19 protein-coding genes are annotated in these 20343 nt (G+C 65.3%); all 19 read left to right on the plus strand.

Annotation, left to right across the window (positions count from 1 at the left end):
* The first annotated feature begins 27 nt into the window (after positions 1–27).
* Complete coding sequence (locus HU218_RS03960) at positions 28–771, plus strand: polyamine aminopropyltransferase (protein WP_246210716.1); 744 nt, start codon at positions 28–30, stop codon at positions 769–771.
* 110 nt (positions 772–881) lie between these two features.
* Positions 882–1940: a Gfo/Idh/MocA family protein gene (locus HU218_RS03965; RefSeq protein ID WP_174873640.1), complete on the plus strand. Its 1059-nt coding sequence runs from the start codon at positions 882–884 to the stop codon at positions 1938–1940.
* Between the two features lies 1 nt (position 1941).
* Positions 1942–2511 (plus strand): acyltransferase, encoded by a 570-nt coding sequence (locus HU218_RS03970; RefSeq protein WP_174873641.1) that lies wholly within the window; start codon positions 1942–1944, stop codon positions 2509–2511.
* Positions 2512–2546: 35 nt separating this feature from the next.
* Positions 2547–3644: a DegT/DnrJ/EryC1/StrS family aminotransferase gene (locus HU218_RS03975; protein ID WP_174873642.1), complete on the plus strand. Its 1098-nt coding sequence runs from the start codon at positions 2547–2549 to the stop codon at positions 3642–3644.
* Positions 3645–3992, plus strand: a complete 348-nt coding sequence (locus tag HU218_RS03980; RefSeq protein WP_174873643.1) for a DUF3147 family protein — start codon at positions 3645–3647, stop codon at positions 3990–3992.
* Complete coding sequence (locus tag HU218_RS03985) at positions 3989–5281, plus strand: lipopolysaccharide biosynthesis protein (RefSeq protein WP_174873644.1); 1293 nt, start codon at positions 3989–3991, stop codon at positions 5279–5281. Before HU218_RS03980 ends, HU218_RS03985 begins: the two co-directional genes overlap by 4 nt.
* Entirely contained in the window at positions 5274–5792 is a 519-nt protein-coding gene (locus HU218_RS03990; protein ID WP_174873645.1) for an acyltransferase, read from the plus strand. Before HU218_RS03985 ends, HU218_RS03990 begins: the two co-directional genes overlap by 8 nt.
* Complete coding sequence (locus HU218_RS03995) at positions 5786–7012, plus strand: DegT/DnrJ/EryC1/StrS family aminotransferase (RefSeq protein ID WP_174873646.1); 1227 nt, start codon at positions 5786–5788, stop codon at positions 7010–7012. Before HU218_RS03990 ends, HU218_RS03995 begins: the two co-directional genes overlap by 7 nt.
* A complete protein-coding gene (locus tag HU218_RS04000; protein WP_174873647.1) occupies positions 7009–8088 on the plus strand; it encodes a glycosyltransferase in 1080 nt (359 codons plus the stop codon). Before HU218_RS03995 ends, HU218_RS04000 begins: the two co-directional genes overlap by 4 nt.
* Positions 8089–8105: 17 nt before the next feature.
* Positions 8106–9209 carry a glycosyltransferase family 4 protein gene (locus HU218_RS04005; RefSeq protein ID WP_174873648.1) on the plus strand — a complete coding sequence of 368 codons (1104 nt, stop codon included), beginning with the start codon at positions 8106–8108 and terminating at the stop codon, positions 9207–9209.
* A 10-nt stretch (positions 9210–9219) separates the two neighbouring features.
* Positions 9220–9915, plus strand: a complete 696-nt coding sequence (locus tag HU218_RS04010) for a DUF1345 domain-containing protein (RefSeq protein WP_174873649.1) — start codon at positions 9220–9222, stop codon at positions 9913–9915.
* 40 nt (positions 9916–9955) lie between these two features.
* Positions 9956–11182: a glycosyltransferase family 4 protein gene (locus HU218_RS04015; RefSeq protein WP_174873650.1), complete on the plus strand. Its 1227-nt coding sequence runs from the start codon at positions 9956–9958 to the stop codon at positions 11180–11182.
* A gap of 39 nt (positions 11183–11221) precedes the next feature.
* Entirely contained in the window at positions 11222–12262 is a 1041-nt protein-coding gene (locus HU218_RS04020) for an acyltransferase family protein (RefSeq protein ID WP_174873651.1), read from the plus strand.
* Positions 12263–12335: 73 nt separating this feature from the next.
* Positions 12336–13499 (plus strand): DegT/DnrJ/EryC1/StrS family aminotransferase, encoded by a 1164-nt coding sequence (locus tag HU218_RS04025; RefSeq protein ID WP_174873652.1) that lies wholly within the window; start codon positions 12336–12338, stop codon positions 13497–13499.
* On the plus strand, positions 13499–14149 hold the full coding sequence (locus HU218_RS04030) for a sugar transferase (protein ID WP_281357109.1): 651 nt from the start codon (positions 13499–13501) through the stop codon (positions 14147–14149). Before HU218_RS04025 ends, HU218_RS04030 begins: the two co-directional genes overlap by 1 nt.
* A 19-nt stretch (positions 14150–14168) precedes the next feature.
* Positions 14169–16055 (plus strand): polysaccharide biosynthesis protein, encoded by a 1887-nt coding sequence (locus tag HU218_RS04035; RefSeq protein ID WP_174873653.1) that lies wholly within the window; start codon positions 14169–14171, stop codon positions 16053–16055.
* A gap of 239 nt (positions 16056–16294) precedes the next feature.
* Positions 16295–17608 (plus strand): dicarboxylate/amino acid:cation symporter, encoded by a 1314-nt coding sequence (locus tag HU218_RS04040; RefSeq protein WP_174873654.1) that lies wholly within the window; start codon positions 16295–16297, stop codon positions 17606–17608.
* A gap of 100 nt (positions 17609–17708) precedes the next feature.
* A complete protein-coding gene (locus HU218_RS04045; RefSeq protein WP_174873655.1) occupies positions 17709–18620 on the plus strand; it encodes a LysR substrate-binding domain-containing protein in 912 nt (303 codons plus the stop codon).
* Between the two features lie 169 nt (positions 18621–18789).
* Positions 18790–20193: an aspartate ammonia-lyase gene (aspA, locus tag HU218_RS04050; protein ID WP_174873656.1), complete on the plus strand. Its 1404-nt coding sequence runs from the start codon at positions 18790–18792 to the stop codon at positions 20191–20193.
* Positions 20194–20343: the final 150 nt, after the last annotated feature.

The raw sequence follows: 20343 nt of genomic DNA on the forward strand, positions 1-20343 counted from the left end.
CGCCGCGTGCGCAAGGGCGTGGATGCCATGCCGGAGGTGGAAATCTCCGAAGCCGACAACATCCGCTCGCTGCACCTGGGCTCGGAAACCATCCAGAGTTCGATGAACCTGGATGATCCGCCGGATCTGGTGCTGAGCTACAGCCGCGCCATGATGGCCTTCCTGCTATGGTACGACGATCCGCGCCACATCCTGCAGATCGGTCTCGGTGGTGGCTCCTTCGCCCGCTGGATCGACGAATATCTGCCGGACGCGGTCAGCGTGGCGGTGGACATCAACCCGCAGGTGATCGCGGTGGCGCGTTCGTTTTTCCAGCTGCCGGAAGAAGGAGACTTCTTCGAGATCGTCGAGGCCGACGGCGCCGAATACGTGAAGGTGTTCCGCGAATCCACCGACGTGATCATGGTGGATGGCTTCGACGGTTTGCAGATCGTCGACGAGCTGACCACCGAGGCCTTCTTCGAGGACTGCTATCGCGCGCTGACGCCGAATGGTGTGTTTGTGACCAACTGGTGGAGTGGCGACAAGCGCTACCAGCAGTTTGTCGAACGGCTGCTGGCGGTGTTCGAAGGTCGCGTCATCGAGCTGCCAGCGGTCAGCCACGGCAATATGGCGGTCATGGCGGTCAAGCAGACTCCGTCGCCGCTGGATCTGGACGCGCTGGAGAAAAAGGCGGATGAACTGGAAGGCCGCTTCGGCCTGGAGTTCTGCGACTTCGTCAGCCGCATGAAAGATGTGAATCTGCACAGCAATAATCGCCTGCTGCTGTAAGCGCAGCAGGCAACAAGCTGGCCGCCGCGTGCGGCCAATGATATTGTTGTCAGTTTTCATGACGACTGGCTGGCTGGTAGGCTACGGGCCGGCCAAGCAAGGAAAGCACAATGATCAGCTACGAAACCATTACCGACCGCAAGATACGCTTCGCGCTGGTCGGCTGCGGCCGCATTGCGGCCAACCATTTTGGCGCCATCGAACAGCACGCCGAGCGCTGCGAGCTGGTGGACGTGTGCGATACCGACCCGGCAGCACTGGCCGCCGCGGTGGCGCGTACCGGCGCCCGCGGCCACGCCAGCTTGCGCGAGCTGCTGGCCAGCAGCGATGCCGACGTGGTGATTCTCACCACCCCGTCCGGGCTGCATCCGCAACAGGCGATCGACTGCTTCGCCGCCGGTTTCCACGTGATGACCGAGAGGCCGATGGCTCCCCGCGGGCACGAGGGCGTGACGATGGTGAAAGCCGCCGCCCAGGCCGGCAAGCGCCTGTTCGTGGTAAAGCAGAACCGCCGCAACGCCACCCTGCAGCTGCTCAAGCGCGCGGTGCAGGAAAAGCGCTTCGGCCGCATCTACATGGTGAACATCAACGTGTTCTGGACCCGTCCGCAGTCCTACTACGACCAGGCCGACTGGCGTGGCACCTGGGAGTACGATGGCGGCGCCTTCATGAACCAGGCCAGCCACTACGTCGATCTGATCGACTGGCTGATCGGCCCGGTGGAAAGCATGCAGGCCTACACCGCCACGCTGGAGCGTGACATCGAGGTGGAAGACAGCGGCGTGGTCAGCCTGCGCTGGCGCTCCGGTGCGCTGGGCAGCATGAACGTGACCATGCTCACCTATCCGAAAAACCTGGAAGGTTCGATCACCATCCTCGGCGAGAAGGGCAGCGTGCGTGTCGGCGGCGTGGCGGTAAACGAGATCCAGCACTGGGAGTTTGCCGAGCCGCACGCCATGGACGCCGAGATCCAGGGCGCCAGCTACGCCACCACCAGCGTGTACGGCTTCGGCCACCCGCTGTACTACGACAACGTGATCAACGTGATGCGCGGTGAAGCCGAGCCGGAAACCGACGGTCGCGAAGGCCTGAAGTCGCTGGAACTGCTGATCGGCATGTATCTGTCGGCCCGCGACGGCAAGCGCATCAGCCTGCCGCTGGAGTACTGAGATGGCAGCCTACACCGTGCATCCCACCGCCATCGTTGACGATGGCGCCGTGATCGGCGACGACACCCGCGTCTGGCACTGGGTGCATATCTGCAGCCAGGCGCGCATCGGGGCGCGCTGCTCCTTCGGCCAGAACGTGTTCGTCGGCAACGATGTGATCATCGGCGACAACGTCAAGGTGCAGAACAACGTGTCGATCTACGATGCGGTGACGCTGGAAGACGATGTGTTCTGCGGCCCGTCGATGGTGTTCACCAATGTCAACAACCCGCGCAGCCATGTCAGTCGCAAGCACGAATACCGCCGCACGGTGGTGAAACGTGGCGCCACCATCGGTGCCAACGCCACCATCGTCTGCGGTCATACCGTCGGCGAGTACGCCTTCATCGGTGCCGGTGCCGTGGTGACCCGCGATGTGAAACCGTATGCGCTGATGGTCGGCACCCCGGCACGACGCATCGGCTGGATGTGCCAGTGCGGCGAACGCCTGCCGGACAGCATCGACCAGCACGCCTGCATCGTCTGCGGCCAACGTTACGACATCGGCGGCAATCACTGCGCGCCTATCTGATCCCGTCATCCCGAATACCGCCCCAAGGCCATACCATGTCCATCCAGTTCATTGATCTGAAAGCGCAGTACCAGCACCTGAAAGCCGATATCGACGCCCGCATCCATGCGGTGCTGGATCATGGCCAGTACATCATGGGGCCGGAAGTGAAGCAGCTGGAAGAACAGCTGGCGGCCTATACCGGCGCCAAACACGCCATCGGCGTCTGCGACGGCACCAAGGCGCTGCTGATCGCGCTGATGGCGCTGGGCATCAAGGCCGGCGACGAGGTGATCACCACCCCGTTCACCTTTATCGCTACCGGCGAGATGATCGCGCTGCTCGGCGCCAAGCCGGTGTTCGTCGACATCGACCCGGTCAGCTACAACCTCGATCCGGCCAAGCTGGAAGCGGCGATCACGCCGCGTACCCGCGCCATCATGCCGGTAAGCCTGTACGGGCAGTGTGCCGACTTCACTGCCATCAACGCGATTGCGGAGAAGCACGGCCTGCCGGTGATCGAAGACGGCGCGCAGAGCTTCGGCGCCAGCCAGCACGGCAAGCGCTCCGGCAACCTGTGCACCATCGGTACCACCAGCTTCTTCCCGTCCAAACCGCTAGGTTGCTACGGTGACGGTGGTGCGGTGTTTACCAACGACGACGAGCTGGCGAAGAAAATGCGCGAAATCCGCATCCACGGGCAGGACCGTCGCTACCACCATCCGGTAATCGGCCTCAACGGTCGCCTCGATACCATCCAGGCCGCGGTACTGCTGGCCAAGCTGCCGAGCTTCCCGGACGAAGTGGCTGCCCGCGAACGCATCGGTGCCCGTTACAGCGAGTTGCTGCAGGATGTGGCACGGGTGCCGGTGATTGCCGCCGGCAATACTCACGTCTACGCGCAGTACACCATCGAGGTGGACAACCGCGAGGCGGTACAGAAGGCGCTGCAGGAGCTGGGCATCCCTACTGCGGTGCATTACCCGATTCCGCTGCACCTGCAGCCGGCGTTCGCCGCGCTGGGGCAGGGCGAGGGCAGCTTCCCGCTGGCCGAGGCGGCCGGCAAACGGGTGATGAGCCTGCCGATGCATCCGTTCCTCGATGACGCCACCCAGGACGCCATCGTCGCCGCGGTGAAGAAGGCGCTGGGCTAAGTGTTCCTGGTCGTCAAATACCTGGTGTCCGCTGCGCTGGTGGTGCTGGTGTCGGAACTGGCCAAGCGCAGCGACAAGCTGGGCGCGCTGGTGGCATCGCTGCCACTGGTGACGGTGCTGACGCTGATCTGGCTGCACCTGGAGCGGCAGTCGGCGCTCCAGGTCGGCAACCATGCCTGGTATACCTTCTGGTACGTAATGCCGACCTTGCCGATGTTTCTGGTCTTTCCCTGGCTGCAGGACAAGCTGGGTTTCTGGCTGGCGCTGGGCGCCAGCGCGCTGCTGACCATGCTGCTGTTTGCCGCCTTTGCCTGGCTGTTGCGGCCATTCGGAATCCAGCTGTTATGAAGCTGCAGACCCTGTTCCGCCGGCTGAGTGCCGGCGGTTTTGCCCGTAACGTGGCCACCCTGGCCAGCGGGGCGGCGCTGGCGCAGGCGCTGCCCTTGCTGTTTGCGCCGCTGCTCACCCGCTTGTATACCCCGGCCGATTTCGGCTTGCTGGCGGTGTTCGTCGCCTGGTTGTCCAATCTGGCGGTAATCGCCACCGCCCGCTTCGACATGGCGGTGGTGTTGCCGAAAACCGATACCGAAGCGGCGAGGCTGATGCGGCTGTCGCTGCTGATCAACACCGCCTTGCTGTTGCTGTGCCTGTTGCTGTTCTGGCCGTGGCATCAGGCCATTGCCGGCTTGCTGCACGCACCGGCCCTGGCGCCGTGGCTGCCGCTGCTGCCGCTCGGCGTCTGGCTGGCCGGCTGCGTGGCGGCGTGGACGGCGTGGAACAACCGCCTGCGCCGCTATGCGGCCAACGCCCAGGGGCGGGTGGCGCAGTCGCTGGGCGTGTCGTTGCTGCAGCTGGCGGCGGGCTGGTCCGGTCTGGCGGCGGCTGGCCTGATCGTGTCGCAACTGGCCGGGCAGGCCATCGCGCTGCTGGCGCTGGCGCGTAGCGATATCGCGGCGCGTTTTGCCAGCCTGCGCGGGCATGATCGGCAACAGCTGCTGGCGGTGGCACGGCGTTACCGCGAGTTTCCGCTGGTGAACACGCCGCATGCCTTCGTGGTGGCGTTTCAGGATTCGCTGATGCTGGCGCTGCTCACCGCGCTGTCCGGTGCCGGCATTGTCGGCCAGTATGCGCTGGTGCTGCGGGTGCTCAAGTTGCCGGCGGCGCTGGTGGGGCAGGCGGTGGCGCAAGTGGTGTTCCGCGATCTGGCCGAAGCCGCCGCCGCCGGGCGCGCGCTGTCCGGCCTGCTCAAGCGGGCGTTATTGATTCTGGCGGCGTTGTCGCTGCTGCCGTTCGGCCTGTTGGCCGCCTGCGGCGGCCCGCTGTTCGCGCTGGTGTTCGGCGCCGGCTGGCACGGCGCCGGGCAGATTGCCGCGGTGCTGGCGCCGTATTTTGCCGCCTCATTCATTGCCGGCCCGGCGTTCATGGTGCCGATGGTGATCGGCAAGCAGCGGGCATCGTTTGTGTTTGTGCTGTTCGGTGTGATCATCAATCTGGCGGTATTCGCCGCGGTGTATCTGCTCGGTCGCGATGCAATGCAGGCGTTCGCGGTGATGTCGGCGGTGATGACAATCTATTTTGCGGCCTATGTGGCGTGGGTGTTCCGCCTGCTGGGCCGCCGGGAATCGGCTCATGCTTAATCGCATCATGTTGCTGCTATGGCGCTGCTGGTTGCAGCTGCGCGGGGCAAGGTTGGCCGCATCGGCGCGGGTCAATCCGTCGGTGCAGGTTCGTGCGGCCGCGCTGCAAATGGGCGCGGACTCGCGCCTGTACTGGGGTGGCGACGTGCTGGGCAGCGGCCGGCTGCTGATTGGCGCCCACAGCCATCTGGCCCCCTATTTCTATTGCCTGCTGGGCACGCATGACTTGCGCTTCGGCGACCACGTCGCCGTCGGGCCGCGCTGCATGTTTTTCTGCCGCAGCAATGGCATCCCGGCCGATGCGCCGGCCACGCCGTTTACCGATTGCTATGTCGGCGGCGATATCACGGTCGGCAACAATGTGTTCATCGGTGCCGGCAGCATCGTGCTGCCGGGCAGCCGCATCGGCGACAACGTGGTGGTGGCCGCCGGCAGTGTGGTCAAGGGCGAGCTGGACAGTGGCTGGCTGTATGCCGGGCAGCCGGCACGCAAGGTGAAGCCGCTATGCTGACCGCCAACTCGCTGACTTTCAGCCGTTTCCTGCTGTCCTTGCCCGGCATGCTGGCCGGCCGCCGTTACCAGCGCCGCAAGCTGGGCCGTGAACTGGCCACGCTGCTGCAGGTGGAAGAAAGCCGCATCATGCTGTACGACAGCGGCCGCGCCGCCTTTGCCGCGCTGCTGCAGCTGCATGGCGTCGGCCCGGGCGACGAAGTGATCGTGCCTGCCTTCACCTGCGTGGTGGTACCCAACCAGGTGCCGCCGAGCGGCGCCACGCTGCGCTTTGTCGATATCGAGCGCGGCAGCCTGGGCTACGACTGGCAGCTGCTGGATATGCACATCCGCCGCCATACCCGCGTGGTGGTGGTGCCGCACAATTTCGGCATCGCCTGCGAGGTGCCGACCTGGCTGCGCGAGAAGCACCGCCAGGTGCGCTTTGTCGATGATGCCGCCCACGGCTTTGCCTCGCGCTGTGCCGGGCAGTGGCTGGGCAGCTACCACGACGGCGCGTTTTTCAGCTTCGAATACTCCAAGAATCTCACCGGCGGCATTGGCGGCTTTGCGCTGCTGCCGGCTGGCGCCTACCTGCCGCAACCGGCGCTGCCGGAAGCGTCCTGTCTCGACCAGTGGCGGCTGCTGGCGACGCTGAAAGCGCACATCCTGTCGGCGCGCTGGCCGCTGCCGGGCCGTATCGCCATGGCGGCGGTGCGGCGGCTGGGACTGGTGTACCGCTCCGGTGATCACGAGGTGGTGGACGGCGCGCCGCATCCGGCACGCGAGCTGCCGTTGTTGTCGGCGGTGCTGCTGCGCGCGCAGCTGGCGCGGCTGCCGGCGACGCTGGCGCACAAGCAGCGGCTGGTGGCGCGCTACCAGCAGGCACTGGCGGCGGTGCCGGGCATCCGCCAGTGGCATGCCGACACCGATTGCCACTGGGTGCGCTACCCGTTCGCGCTGCCGTTCCACGTGGTGGACAAGGCCAGGCTGGCGCGCGAATTGGGCGCCGCCTGCGGCCTGAACATCGGCGTGTGGTTCGATGACGTGATCCATCCGGCCGGCTCCTTCCGCCACGGTTACCACACCGGTGCGGCGCCGCATGCCGAGGAACTGGCGGCCACGGTGTTCAACCTGCCGGTGAATATCAATCTGGCGGTGGATGCCGCGCTGGAGCGCAAGCTGCAACGCTTGCAGCAGGCGCTGCACAGCCTGTTGCAGCAGCAGGAGGCCGCCCGATGAAACTGCTGCTGATCGGCTCGGCGTCGGTGCACACCTTCCGCTACCTGGCCGGCATCGCCGCGCATGTGGCCGAGGTGCATCTGGTGACCAGCGGCCCGCTGCCGGAGCGCTACCATGCGGCCAACCTTGGCCGCGTACTGCAAGTGGATTTCAGCCTGCGCGCGCTGGGCACCGCCCGCCGCCTCGCGGCGCTGATCGACGAGTTGCAGCCGGATATGGTGCACGTGCATCAGGCCAATAGCGTGGCCTGGCATGCGCGCCGCGCCCTGGCCGGCAAGCGGCTGCCGTGGCTGCTCACCACCTGGGGGTCGGATGTGTTGCTGCTGCCGCAGCAGAGCCGGCTGATGAAAAACATGGTGGCGGCCAACCTGGCGGCCGCCAGCGCGGTGAGCAGCGATTCGCTGCACATGGCGGCAGTGTGTCGCCAGCTGGCGACCATCCGCCGCATGGACGTGCTGAATTTCGGCATGGACGCGCTGCCGCCGCTGCCGGATATCGCCGCCAAGCCGCTGCAGGTACTGTCCTGCCGCCTGCACAAGCCGCTATACCGTATCGATGCCATCGTGCGCGCTTGGGCACAGGTGGAGGCTGATGTCCGTTTTGCCGGCTGGTCGCTGACCGTGGCCGCCAGCGGCAGCGAGACCGAGGCGCTGCTGCAGCTGGCCAGATCGCTGCAGCTGCAGCGCATCCACTTCACCGGCTTCGTGACGCCGGACGTGCTGGCCGGACTGTATCGCGATGCGCGCCTGTTTGTCAGCGTGCCGGAGAGCGACGCCACCAGCATCAGCCTGCTGGAAGCCATGGGTCACGGCTGCCTGCCGGTACTGTCCAACCTGCCGGCCAACCTGGAATGGGTGCTGGACGGGGTCAACGGCGCCATCGTCGAGGACGTTGGCCGCCTCGGCGACGCGCTGCAAGCTCAGTTGCTGCGCGCCGCCGATGATACGCAGCTGGCGGACGCCGCCGCGCTCAATCGCCGGCTGGTGGCGGACAAGGGCCTGCAGCAGGCCAATATGGCGCGCTTTGCCGCCATCTACCAAGATTTGCTGGCGCGCGGCACTGATAGCGCGCGCTGAAGCAGGAAAGCATAGACATGAAAATCGCCCATCTCACCAGCGCCCACCCGCGCCACGACATCCGTATCTTCGTGAAGGAGTGTGCCAGTCTGGCCGCTGCCGGCCACGAGGTACACCTGATCGTGGCCGATGGCCTGGGCGAGGAAATCAACCGCGGCGTGCGTTTTCACGATGTCGGCCCCAAGTCCGGCGGCCGGCTGTCGCGCATGACCGGTACCGTGAAGCGGGTCTATGAAAAGGCGCTGGCGCTGATGCCGGAGGTGGCGCACTTTCACGATCCGGAGCTGATCCCGGCCGCACTGCGGCTGCAGCAGGCCGGCATCAAGGTGGTGTACGACGTGCACGAGGATGTGCCGCGCCAGGTGCTGGCCAAGCACTGGATTCCCGGCCTGGCCCGCCCGCTGGTGTCGCGCGGGGTAGAGACGCTGGAGGACTACGCCGCGCGCCGCTTTGACGCCATCGTCGCCGCCACGCCGGTGATCCGCCAGCGCTTCGAGCGCGCTGGCGCGCGCCACTGCATCGACGTGTGCAACTACCCGATTCTGGAAGAGCTGGTGCGCGATACGCCGTGGGCCAGCCGCCGCAACGAGGTGTGCTACCTCGGCGGCATCAGCCGTACCCGCGGCATCGAGCCGATTATTGCCGCGCTGCCGGATACCGATACCCGCCTCAATCTCGCCGGCATCTGGAGCGAGCCGGACCTGAAGGCCGCGCTGCAGCGCGAAGCCGGCTGGAACCGGGTGAATGACCTGGGCGTGCTGGACCGTGCCGGTGTGGCCAGCGTGCTGGCGCAGAGCAAGGTCGGGCTGGTGACGCTGCTGCCGACGCCCAGTTATGTCGAGTCGTTGCCGATCAAGCTGTTCGAATACATGGCCGCCGGCATGCCGGTAATTGCCAGCGATTTCCCGCTGTGGCGCGACATCGTCGAGGATGCCGGCTGCGGCTTGCTGGTCGATCCGCAGGACCCGCAGGCGATTGCCGCCGCCATTGCCGAGCTGTTGTCGGACGACGGTCGCGCACAGGCAATGGGCGATGCCGGCAAGCGCGCGGTGCTGGCGAAATACAGCTGGGCGGCCGAGGCCGACAAGCTGGTGGCGCTGTACCGGCAGCTGGCAGCGTAGGCCCCGCACCATGACTGCGGCCAAGCCCAAACCCCATCGTCCGCACGCGGCGCTGCCACTGCACATGCTGCTGGCACGGCCACGGCTGCTGTCGGCCAGCCTGTTCGGCGCGATGGTTGGTGGCTTGGCGCAGGGCTTGTGGGCGCTGCGCGGCATGACCGCCTTCATGCTGGGCTGGAATGCCGGTGCCTTGCTGTACCTGCTGTTGGCCGCACACATGATGTATGGCGCCAGCGAGGCGAGCATCCGCCGCCGCGCGCTGCAGGAGGATGTCGGCCAGCGCAGCATCATGGCGCTGGTGGTGATGTCGTCGATTACCTGCCTGCTGGCCATCGCGCTGGAGCTGTCGGCCGCGCGCGAGCTGCACGGCGCACTGCGTGCCGGTCATGCCGCGCTGGCGGCGCTCACCATCCTCAGTTCGTGGCTGTTTACCCAGACCATGTTCGCGCTGCATTACGCCCACACCTACTTTGTCGGCCTGCAGCAGGGCGGGGCGCCCGGGCTGATCTTTCCGGGTGACGCTACCCCGGACTACGCCGATTTTTTCTATTTTTCCGCCGTGATCGGAACCTCGGCCCAGACTGCCGACGTCAGCCTGGCCAGCCGCCAGATGCGTCGCATCGGTACCGTTCACTGCATCCTGTCCTTCCTGTTCAACACCACGGTACTGGCGCTGATGATCAACATCCTCGCCGGCCTGTTGTAGCGGCGGGGCAGGCAACAAGCAGATACCTCAGGAAAGCAGCGTGCGCATTCTCTACATCAACCATTACGCCGGCAGCCCGCAGCACGGCATGGAATTCCGCCCCTACTACCTGGCGCGCGAATGGGTCAAGGCCGGGCACGAAGTGCACATGTTGGCCGCAGATTATTCCCACCTGCGCCAGCACAACCCGGTGCTGAGCAGCAACTACGCCGACCAGGACATCGACGGCATCCGCTACACCTGGTGCAAGACGCCGAAGTACGAGGGCAACGGCCTGAAGCGGGTGATCAACATCTTCCGTTTCCTCGGCCGGGTGATGGGGCTGTCCGGGCGCTATCTCAAACAGTGGCGGCCGGATGTGGTGATCGCCTCCTCCACCTATCCGCTGGATACCGTGCCGGCGGCGTTCATCGCCGGCAAGACCGGGGCCAAGCTGGTGTACGAGGTGCACGACCTGTGGCCGCTGACGCCGGTGGAAGTGGGCGGCATGAGCCCGAAGCATCCGTTCATCCGCCTGCTGCAGTGGGCGGAGGACTTCGGCTACAAGAAAGCCGATACCGTGGTGTCCATGCTGCCGTGCGCGAAGGACTACATGATGGCGCACGGCATGGCGCCGGAAAAATACGTGGTGATTCCCAACGGCGTGGACGTGGCCGAATGGCAGGGCGCCAGCGAGCCGCTGCCGGCCGAACACCGCATGCGGCTGGCGGAACTGAAGGCCGACCGGCGCTTTATTGTCGGCTACGCCGGTGGCCATGGCCTGGCCAATGCGCTGGATTTCCTGCTGCTGGCGGCCAGCCAGCTGCAGGGCGACAAACTGCACATCGTGCTGGTGGGTGATGGCCCGGACAAGGCGGCGTTGGTGGCGCAGGCACAGCAGCTGGGGCTGACCAATGTCAGCTTCCTGCCGTCCATCCCCAAGCGCGCGGTACCGGCCTTCCTCGCCGAGTGCGATGCGTTGTACATCGGCTGGCGCAAGTTGCCGATCTACCGCTTCGGCATCAATCCCAACAAGCTGTTCGACTACCTGATGGCCGCCAAGCCGGTGGTGCATTCGGTGGAAGCTGGCAACGACATGGTGGCCGAGGCTGGCGCCGGCATCAGTGTCGGCGCGGAAGACCCGGCCGCCATCGCCGGCGCCCTGCGCCGCATCATGAACACCACCGCCAACGAGCGTGGCCGCATGGGGGCCGCCGGCAAATCCTACGTGCTGGCAAAACACGATTACGCAGTGCTGGCGCGGCGCTTTTTGCAGGGCATTCGCTAAGCGTGCGGCCAACGTTGGCCGCAGCAGACAAGGACAGGCATGAGCCAGCAACCACATATCCGCTTCGACTTCGCCGACGGCCTGCGCGGGCTGGCCATGCTGGCCGTGGTGCTGTTCCATTACACCCAGATTTTCTGGCAGCGCCGCGACCGCATCGCCGAGGTGATGCACCTGCCGCCGCTCGACGGCTACCACGGCGCCTCCTTCGTGCTGCCGTTCAACCTCGGCGCGGTGGGGGTGGGGCTGTTCCTGCTGATCTCCGGGCTGCTGATCCCGCTGTCGCTGACCCGCATGGGGGCGGCGCGCTTCGCGGTGTCGCGGCTGTTCCGCATCTACCCCACCTACTGGGCGGGGCTGGCGCTGAGCGTGCTGGCGCTGTGGCTGGCCGCGCGCTTGCCGGGCGGCGCGTTCGATGTCACCCGCGCCGACGTACTCGGCCACGTCAGCATCGCGTTCCAGGACTGGCTGGGCGGGCGCAACATCGACCCGGTGATGTGGACGCTGAAGGTGGAGCTGTGGTTCTACGCCATGCTCGGCACGGTGTTCGCGCTCACCGGCCGCCGCATCAAGTGGGCGATCTGGCTGCTGCTGCCGCTGGTGGCGTGGCTGACGCGCTTTGCGCCGGTCAACAACCTGCAGACCATCGTCTGCTACTTCCCGCTGATGTTCGCCGGCTGCTGGCTGTACTTCTACCGCACCGGCCAGGCCGGCCGGCTGGAGACGGTGGCGCACTTCATCGCGCTGCTGGCGCTGTTCGTGTGGGTCACCAACTGGGGCAGCATCGAGCTGTACGCCAGTTACGGCATCGGCATCGCGCTGTTCATCGCCGGCGCGCTGTGGCCGCGGCTGGTGGCCGCGCCGCTGCTGACACGGGTAGCCAGTGTCAGCTACGCCTGGTACGTGTGCCACTCGCTGGCCGGTTACGCAATCCTGTTCGCGCTGGCACAATACGGCACCCCGTGGTGGCTGATGGTGGCCATCGCGCTGGCGGCGACCTGGTACCTGGCGGTGGCGATCAACCGTCTGGTGGAGCTGCCGACGCAAAAGATCGGCAAGCGGCTGGCGGATAAATTGAAATAAGACGGCCAAGGTTGGCCGCAAGCATGTTTACCCGGTGGCAGCGTGCCACCGGCTGGTAATGAAAGACAACATAATGGCTGAACAGAAATTTTTACCTTTCGCCCTGCCGGACATCGGCGAAGACGAAATCAATGAAGTGGTCGACGCGCTGCGTTCCGGCTGGGTGACCACCGGCCCCAAGACCAAGCAGTTCGAGGCTGATTTTGCGGCCTTTATCGGTGACGGCGTGGAAGCGATTGCGGTCAACTCCGCCACGGCCGGCCTGCATCTGGCACTGGAAGCGGTGGGGGTGGGCGAGGGCGATGAGGTGATCGTGCCGTCTTACACCTTTACTGCCACCGCCGAGGTGGTGCGCTATCTCGGCGCGCATCCGGTGATCGTGGATGTCGATCCGCTCACCTTCAATATCCGCCCGGAGGCGATCCGTGCCGCGATCACCGCCAAGACCAAGGCGATCATGCCGGTGCATTTTGCCGGCCTCGCCTGCGATATGGACGCCATCATCGCCATCGCCCGCGAGCACGGGCTGAAGATCGTCGAAGACGCCGCCCACGCGATGCCCACCTGGTACAAGGGCAAGCTGATCGGTACGCTGGATTCCGACGTGACCGTGTTCAGCTTCTACGCAAACAAGACCATGACCACCGGCGAAGGCGGCATGGTGGTGTCCAAGAACAAGGACATCATCGCCCGCTGCAAGGTGATGCGCCTGCACGGTATCAGCCGCGATGCCTTCGACCGCTACACCTCGAAGACGCCGGCCTGGTATTACGAGGTGGTCGCGCCCGGCTTCAAGTACAACATGCCGGACACCGCCGCGGCGATGGGCATTCACCAGCTGAAGAAGATCAACGCCTTCCTGCAGAAACGCGAAAGGTTGGCCGCACGCTTTGATGCCGAACTGGCCGACCTGCCGCTGATCCTGCCGGCGCGTCCGGTGGACGCTGGCAGCAACCACGCCTGGCATCTGTATCCGGTGCGCCTCAAGCCGGAAGCCGGTATCAGCCGCGACGATTTCATCGTGCAGATGGCGGAGAAGGGCATCGGTTGCTCGGTGCACTTCATTCCGCTGCACCGCCAGCCGGTATGGCGCGACGGTTACGGCCTGAAGTGCGAGGACTTCCCGGTGGCCGACGCCGCGTTCGAAGCCGAAGTGACGCTGCCGCTGTATACCCGCATGACGGATGACGACCAGAGCCGCGTCATCGCTGCCGTACGCCAGTTGCTGGGCAAGTGATGGCGCAGGCGCCTGATACTCTGCGGCCAACGTTGGCCGCATCCCACGGCTCGCCAGTGCTGAAGCGGCTGTTCGACCTGCTGGCAGTGCTGGCCGGGCTGGCGCTGCTGTGGCCGCTGCTAGTGCTGATCGCGCTGTGGGTGAAGCTGGATTCGCCAGGACCAGTGTTTTTCCGTCAGCTGCGGGTTGGCCGCGGCGGGCAGCTGTTCCGCATCCACAAGTTCCGCACCATGAAGATCGGCGCCGAGGCTGCCGGCCAGCTGACGGTGGGCGCGGACAGCCGCGTTACCCGCGCTGGCCATATCCTGCGCAAGACCAAGCTCGACGAGCTGCCGCAGTTGCTGGACGTGCTGTTCGGCGATATGAGCCTGGTCGGCCCGCGCCCGGAAGTGCCCAAGTACGTGGCACATTACCCGGACGGGGTGAAGGAGCTGGTGCTGTCGGTGCGGCCGGGCATTACCGACTGGGCGTCGATCAGGATGATCGACGAGAACGAGATTCTGGGTAAGGCCGCCGATCCGGAGCGCGCCTATATCGAGCAGGTGCTGCCGGAAAAACTGGCGTACTACCAGCGTTATGCGCGGAGTTACACCCTGGCCGGGGATGTGAAGATCATCCTGGCTACCCTGCTGAAGATTGTGACGCGCTGATGCGTCGGTAAAACGAGCCATGCTGGAAAAAATGCTTTCCTTCTCGCGTCATCACAAGATGGCGCTGTTGATGCTGCTGGATGCGCTGCTGCTGCCGCTGGCGCTGTGGAGCGCGGTGTTGCTGCGCCTGGGCGGCAACTGGGATCCGAAGCTGGACCCGTATTTGTGGATTTTCGCGGTGCCGCCGCTGTGGGTGCTGCCGATCTTCATCAAGCTGGGGCTGTACCGCGCGGTGCTGAAGTTCCTTGACGACCGTATCGTCTACACCGTGTTCATCGGCGTGTCGCTGTCGGTGCTGGTGTTGATGGCGGTGGTGCTGATGGCCGGCATCGGCCCGATGCCGCGTACCGCCATCATCATCTTCTGGGTGTTCGCCATGGCCTATATCGGTGGCAGCCGCTTCCTGCTGCGCGGGGTGGTGCGCCGTATCGACGCGCTGGATGCGCCGCGGCGGCCGGTCATCATCTACGGCGCCGGCCGTGCCGGCCTGCAGCTGATGGTGGCATTGCAGGAAGGCCGCGAATACCGGCCGATGGCGTTTGTCGACGATAACCCGCAGCTGTGGGGTCGTACCTACCGCGGCTTGATGGTGCATGACCCGAAAACGCTGGCCGAGCTGGTGGACGATACCGATGCGCAGCTGCTCCTGCTGGCGCTGCCGTCGGCCAGTCGTGGTCGCCACCGCCAGATACTGGAGCAGCTGGAAAGGCTGCACGTGCCGATCAAGCGGCTGCCGGGCATGGCCGACCTGGTGTCCGGCGAGGTGCGGGTGGACGAGCTGCGCGAGGTGGAGATCGAAGACCTGCTGGGCCGCGACCCGGTGCCGCCGCGTGGCGAGCTGCTGGCGGCTAACATCCGCGGCAAGGTGGTGATGGTTACCGGTGCCGGCGGCTCCATCGGCTCCGAGCTGTGCCGGCAGATCGTCAAGCAGCAGCCGGCGCGCATCGTGTTGTTCGAGCTGACCGAATTCGCGCTGTACAGCATCGACCAGGAGCTGGCGCGGCTGGCGCCGGCGGTGGAGCGGGTGCCGGTGCTGGGCACGGTTACCGACCTGTCACGGCTCACTTCGGTACTGCAGGTGTTCGCGGTGGAAACGGTGTACCACGCCGCCGCCTACAAGCATGTGCCGCTGGTGGAGCACAATCCGCTGGCCGGCATCGTCAACAATGCTTTCGGTACCGATACCTGCGCGCGGGCGGCGGAAGCGGCCGGGGTGGCGACTTTTGTGCTGATTTCCACCGACAAGGCGGTGCGGCCAACCAATGTGATGGGCGCCACCAAGCGGCTGGCGGAGCTGGCGCTGCAGGCGCGCCATGCCGCCGGCAGCCGCACCCGTTTTGTGATGGTGCGCTTTGGCAATGTGCTGGGCAGCTCCGGCTCGGTGGTGCCGCTGTTCAAGCGCCAGATTGCCGCCGGCGGCCCGGTGACGCTGACCCATCCGGACATCACCCGTTACTTCATGACCATCCCCGAGGCGGCGCAACTGGTGATCCAGGCCGGCGCGATGGGCGAGGGCGGCGACGTGTTCGTGCTGGACATGGGCGAGCCGGTGAAGATCGCCGACCTGGCGCGACGCATGGTGCATCTGTCCGGGCTGGAAGTGCGCGACGAGCACAATCCGCATGGCGATATCGAGATTCGCTGCACCGGCCTGCGTCCGGGCGAGAAGCTGTACGAGGAGCTGCTGATCGGCGACGGCGTGCTGGCCACCGACCACCCGCGCATCATGCGTGCGCAGGAGTACCACCTGCCGGCCGCCGAGCTGGATCAATACCTGGCGCAGCTGGCGAGCGCCTGTGAACAGCTGGACGCGCCGCGGGCGTTTGCCCTGCTGCAGGAGGTGGTGCACGAGTTCAAGGCGGCCGAGCGCACTGTGGACTGGATCAGTCTGGCCCGCCAGGGCTGAGTACCATCGCTACAACACCCCGCCCATGCCGGCGGGGTTTTTTGCGCCATCAGGGAAAGCGATAGCTGGCAAGCTCCGCATTTTCTGCTTTAATCCCACCCCTTCACGACGGGAGGCCGCAGTTTCCCGCGATGAAGACCGGTCCCCGCCGGTTTTTTCAGGCCCCGCAGAGGGCCGAAGACACAACGACTTCACACTACAAAGGGGGTTTTTCGTGATGACAGCACAGGGAAACCACCGTGAAAATCAACCGACTTACCGCCATGATTCTGGCAGCCATGCTGCTGGGTATCGTCGCCGGCTATGGCTGGCGTGAATATGCCGGCAGCCCGGAGGCCATCAACGCCTTCGCTGACCAGCTTTCCATTCTGACCGACATCTTCCTGCGCCTGATCAAGATGATCATCGCGCCGCTGGTGTTCTCCACCCTGGTGGTAGGCATCGCGCGCATGGGCGACTCCGCCACCGTTGGCCGCATCGGCGCCAAAACCATGGGCTGGTTCGTGACCGCGTCTTTCGTGTCGCTGTCGCTGGGCCTGATCATGGTCAATCTGCTCAAGCCGGGCGTAGGGCTGGGCCTGCCGCTGCCGGACGTGGCCGCCAGTTCCGGTATCGAGAAGGGCGCGCTGACGCTGAAGGACTTCATCGGTCACCTGATTCCGAAGAGCGTGTTCGATGCGCTGGCCAAGAACGAGATCCTGTCCATCGTGGTGTTCTCGGTATTCTTCGGCACCGCCGCTGCCGCCGTCGGCGACAAGGCCAAGGGGCTGATCGACGCCATCGATGCCGTGGCGCACATCATGCTGAAAGTCACCGGCTATGTGATGAACTTCGCGCCGTTCGCGGTGTTCGCGGCGATTGCCAGCATGGTGGCCAAGGAAGGCTTGGGCATCCTGTCGACCTACGGCAGCTTCATGGCGCAGTTCTATCTGACGCTGGGCATGCTGTGGCTGTGCCTGCTGCTGATGGGCAGCGTGTTCCTCAAGCGCCGCGTGTTCGAACTGCTGGTGGCGGTACGTGAACCGGCACTGCTGGCGTTCTCCACCGCCAGCTCCGAAGCCGCCTACCCGAAGACCCTCGATCGCCTGAAGCGTTTCGGTTGCAGCGACCGCATCGCCAGCTTCGTGCTGCCGATGGGCTACTCGTTCAACCTCGATGGCTCGATGATCTACTGCACTTTTGCCAGTATCTTCATTGCCCAGGCCTATGGCATCAACCTGTCGCTGTCGCAGGAAATCACCATGATGCTGATCCTGATGGTGACCTCCAAGGGCATGGCCGGCGTGCCGCGCGCCTCGCTGGTGGTGATTGCCGCCACCCTGGCACAGTTCAATATTCCGGAAGCCGGCCTGCTGCTGCTGCTGGGCGTGGATCACTTCCTCGACATGGGCCGTTCCGCTACCAACGTGCTGGGTAACGCGCTGGCTGCCAGCGTGGTGGCCAAGAGCGAGAACGCGCTGGGTGCCGCCCAGCCGGAGCTGGACGAAGACGACGATATCGATCCGGAACCGCGTCAGGAACTGGAGCCGGCATTCGCCAAACAGCAGGCCTGATCGCCGCTGTTACGCTGTGCCGACAAGCCGCCTGCGGGCGGCTTTTTTGCGTCTGGCGCGCAGTGGTGTAGCATGCGGCCAACTTGTGCTGGAGTCCCCGATGGATACCCGCTGGCTGGAAGATTTTCTGCTGTTGGCCGAGACCGGCAGCTTCACCCGTTCGGCCGAGCTGCGCCACCTGACGCAGCCGGCGTTCTCGCGCCGCATCAAGTCGCTGGAAAGCTGGCTGGGGGCCGACCTGATCGACCGCACCACCTGGCCGACGCAGCTGACGCCGGCCGGCGAGATGCTGCGCGAGAAGGCGCGCGTGCTGGTGGGCGAGCTGAGCAGCACCCGCAGCCAGTTGCGCGCGCTGCAGGCGGCCGATGCCGCCACACTGACGCTGGCGGTGCCGCATACTTTGTCGTTCGGTTTCGTGCCGCGCTGGCTGGCCGAGGAGCACGAGGCGGTCAGCGAGATATCCTGGCGGCTGCTGGCGCACAACGTCCACGACGCGGTAGTGGCACTGGCCGAAGGCAACGCCGACCTGATGCTGTGCTACCACCATCCGCGCCATCCGGTGGAATTGCCCGCCGAGCGCTACCAGGCGCTGGTGCTGGGCAGCGAGACGCTGCGGCCGTTCACCCGCCAGCTGCCGGACGGTACGGCGGAGTGGCAACTGCCGGGCGAGGAACGCTTGCCGATTCCGTTTCTGGCCTACGGCCCGAACGCCTATTTCCACCGCATGGTCGAGCTGATCCTGGAACGGGCGGCCACGCCGGCGGCGCTGCAGCGCTGCTTCGAAACCGATATGGCCGAAGGGCTGAAAGCCATGGTGCTGGAAGGGCACGGCATGGCGTTCCTGCCGCAGAGTGCCGTCAAGCGCGAGCTGGATGGCGGGCAGTTGACGCTGGCCGGCGACGATGACTGGTCGCTGCAGATGGAAATCCGCGTTTATCGCGACGCGCGCCGCGAGTTGCCGGCGCTGGATGCCTTGTGGCAACGCCTGGCCGCGCGGTACCCGGCGGTGTAAACCGCACGGAGGCAGCAGGTTGGCCGCAGATGCGGCCTTTTTTGCGTCTGGCACCATGTTTTTGCCGATGATGCAAATCCTGCATGGGTCGATCGGCATTCGGAATTGGCGGTGATCTGGTGGCTGGCGCTACATTGCGCAGCACCCAACACCACCAAGAACACACACCATGGCTACCCGTCTGGAACACGATCTGCTCGGCGACCGCGAAGTGCCGGCGCATGCTTACTGGGGCGTGCATACCCTGCGTGCCATCGAGAACTTCCCCATCACCGGCCAGACTATCGGCAGCCAGGCTGATCTGATCCGCGCGCTGGCGGTGATCAAGCAGGCGGCGGCGCAGGCCAACCACCAGCTGGGGCTGCTGGCCACGCATCACAAGGACGCCATTGTGCTGGCGTGCGAGGAAATCCGCGCCGGCAAGCTGCACGACCAGTTTGTGGTCGACGTGATCCAGGGTGGTGCCGGCACTTCCACCAACATGAACGCCAACGAGGTGATCGCCAACCGCGCGCTGGAACTGCTGGGCCACGGCAAGGGCGAGTATCAGCACCTGCACCCCAACGAGCACGTCAACATGGGGCAGAGCACCAACGACGTGTACCCGACGGCGCTGCGACTGGCGACGTTCTGGGGCGTGCAGCGGCTGCTGGCAGCGATGGCGCGGCTGCGCGATGCCTTCGACGACAAGGCCGACGAATTTGCCGACGTGCTGAAAATGGGCCGCACCCAATTGCAGGACGCGGTGCCAATGACGCTGGGGCAGGAGTTCCGCACCTATGCAGTGATGCTGGGTGAGGACGAGCAGCGGTTGTATGAAGCCAGCGCACTGATGCTGGAAATCAACCTTGGCGCCACCGCCATCGGCACCGGCATTACCGCCCACCCGGACTACACCCCGCTGGTGTGCGAGAAGCTGTCGGCGCTGACCGGCCTGGCGCTGGAGACCGCGCCCAACCTGATCGAAGCCACCCAGGATTGCGGCGCCTTCGTGCAGCTGTCCGGCGTGCTCAAGCGCGTGGCAGTCAAGCTGTCGAAGAGCTGCAACGACCTGCGGCTGTTGTCGTCCGGCCCGCGTGCTGGCCTCGGCGAAATCAATCTGCCGGCACGGCAGGCCGGTTCGTCGATTATGCCGGGCAAGGTCAATCCGGTGATTCCGGAAGTGGTAACCCAGGTAGCTTACGAAGTGATCGGCAACGACATGACGGTGACCATGGCGGCGGAAGCCGGCCAGTTGCAGCTCAATGCCTTCGAACCGGTGATCGCCTACAGCCTGTCGCGCAGCATCGGCCATCTGGCCAATGCCTGCGACACGCTGCGCGAAAACTGCGTGGTCGGTATCACCGCCAACCGCGATTACCTGCTGGACACCGTGCATCGCTCGGTAGGGCTGGTGACCGCGCTTAACCCCTATATCGGCTATGCCGCTGCCACCGAAGTGGCGCTGGAAGCCCACCAGACCGGCGGCAGCGTGTACGACATCGTGCTGCGTCGCGGTCTGCTCACCCAGGCGCAGCTGGATACCGTGCTGCAACCGGCGGCGCTGACCAGCCCGCGCTGGGTGGAAATCTGAGTTTGTCCCCCTCCTTGTAGTGTGAAGCCGCCTGCGCATCTGCTTTTACGGTCTCGGAAAGTATGTGAACAGGCGATAAGAAGGGTTGGCCGCAACGTCGCAAGGCGTTGCGGCATTTTTTTGCTTCTGTCAGGCTGGGGCGCAATCAGG

The organism is Vogesella oryzae (genome assembly GCF_902829295.1).
Classification (GTDB): domain Bacteria; phylum Pseudomonadota; class Gammaproteobacteria; order Burkholderiales; family Chromobacteriaceae; genus Vogesella; species Vogesella oryzae.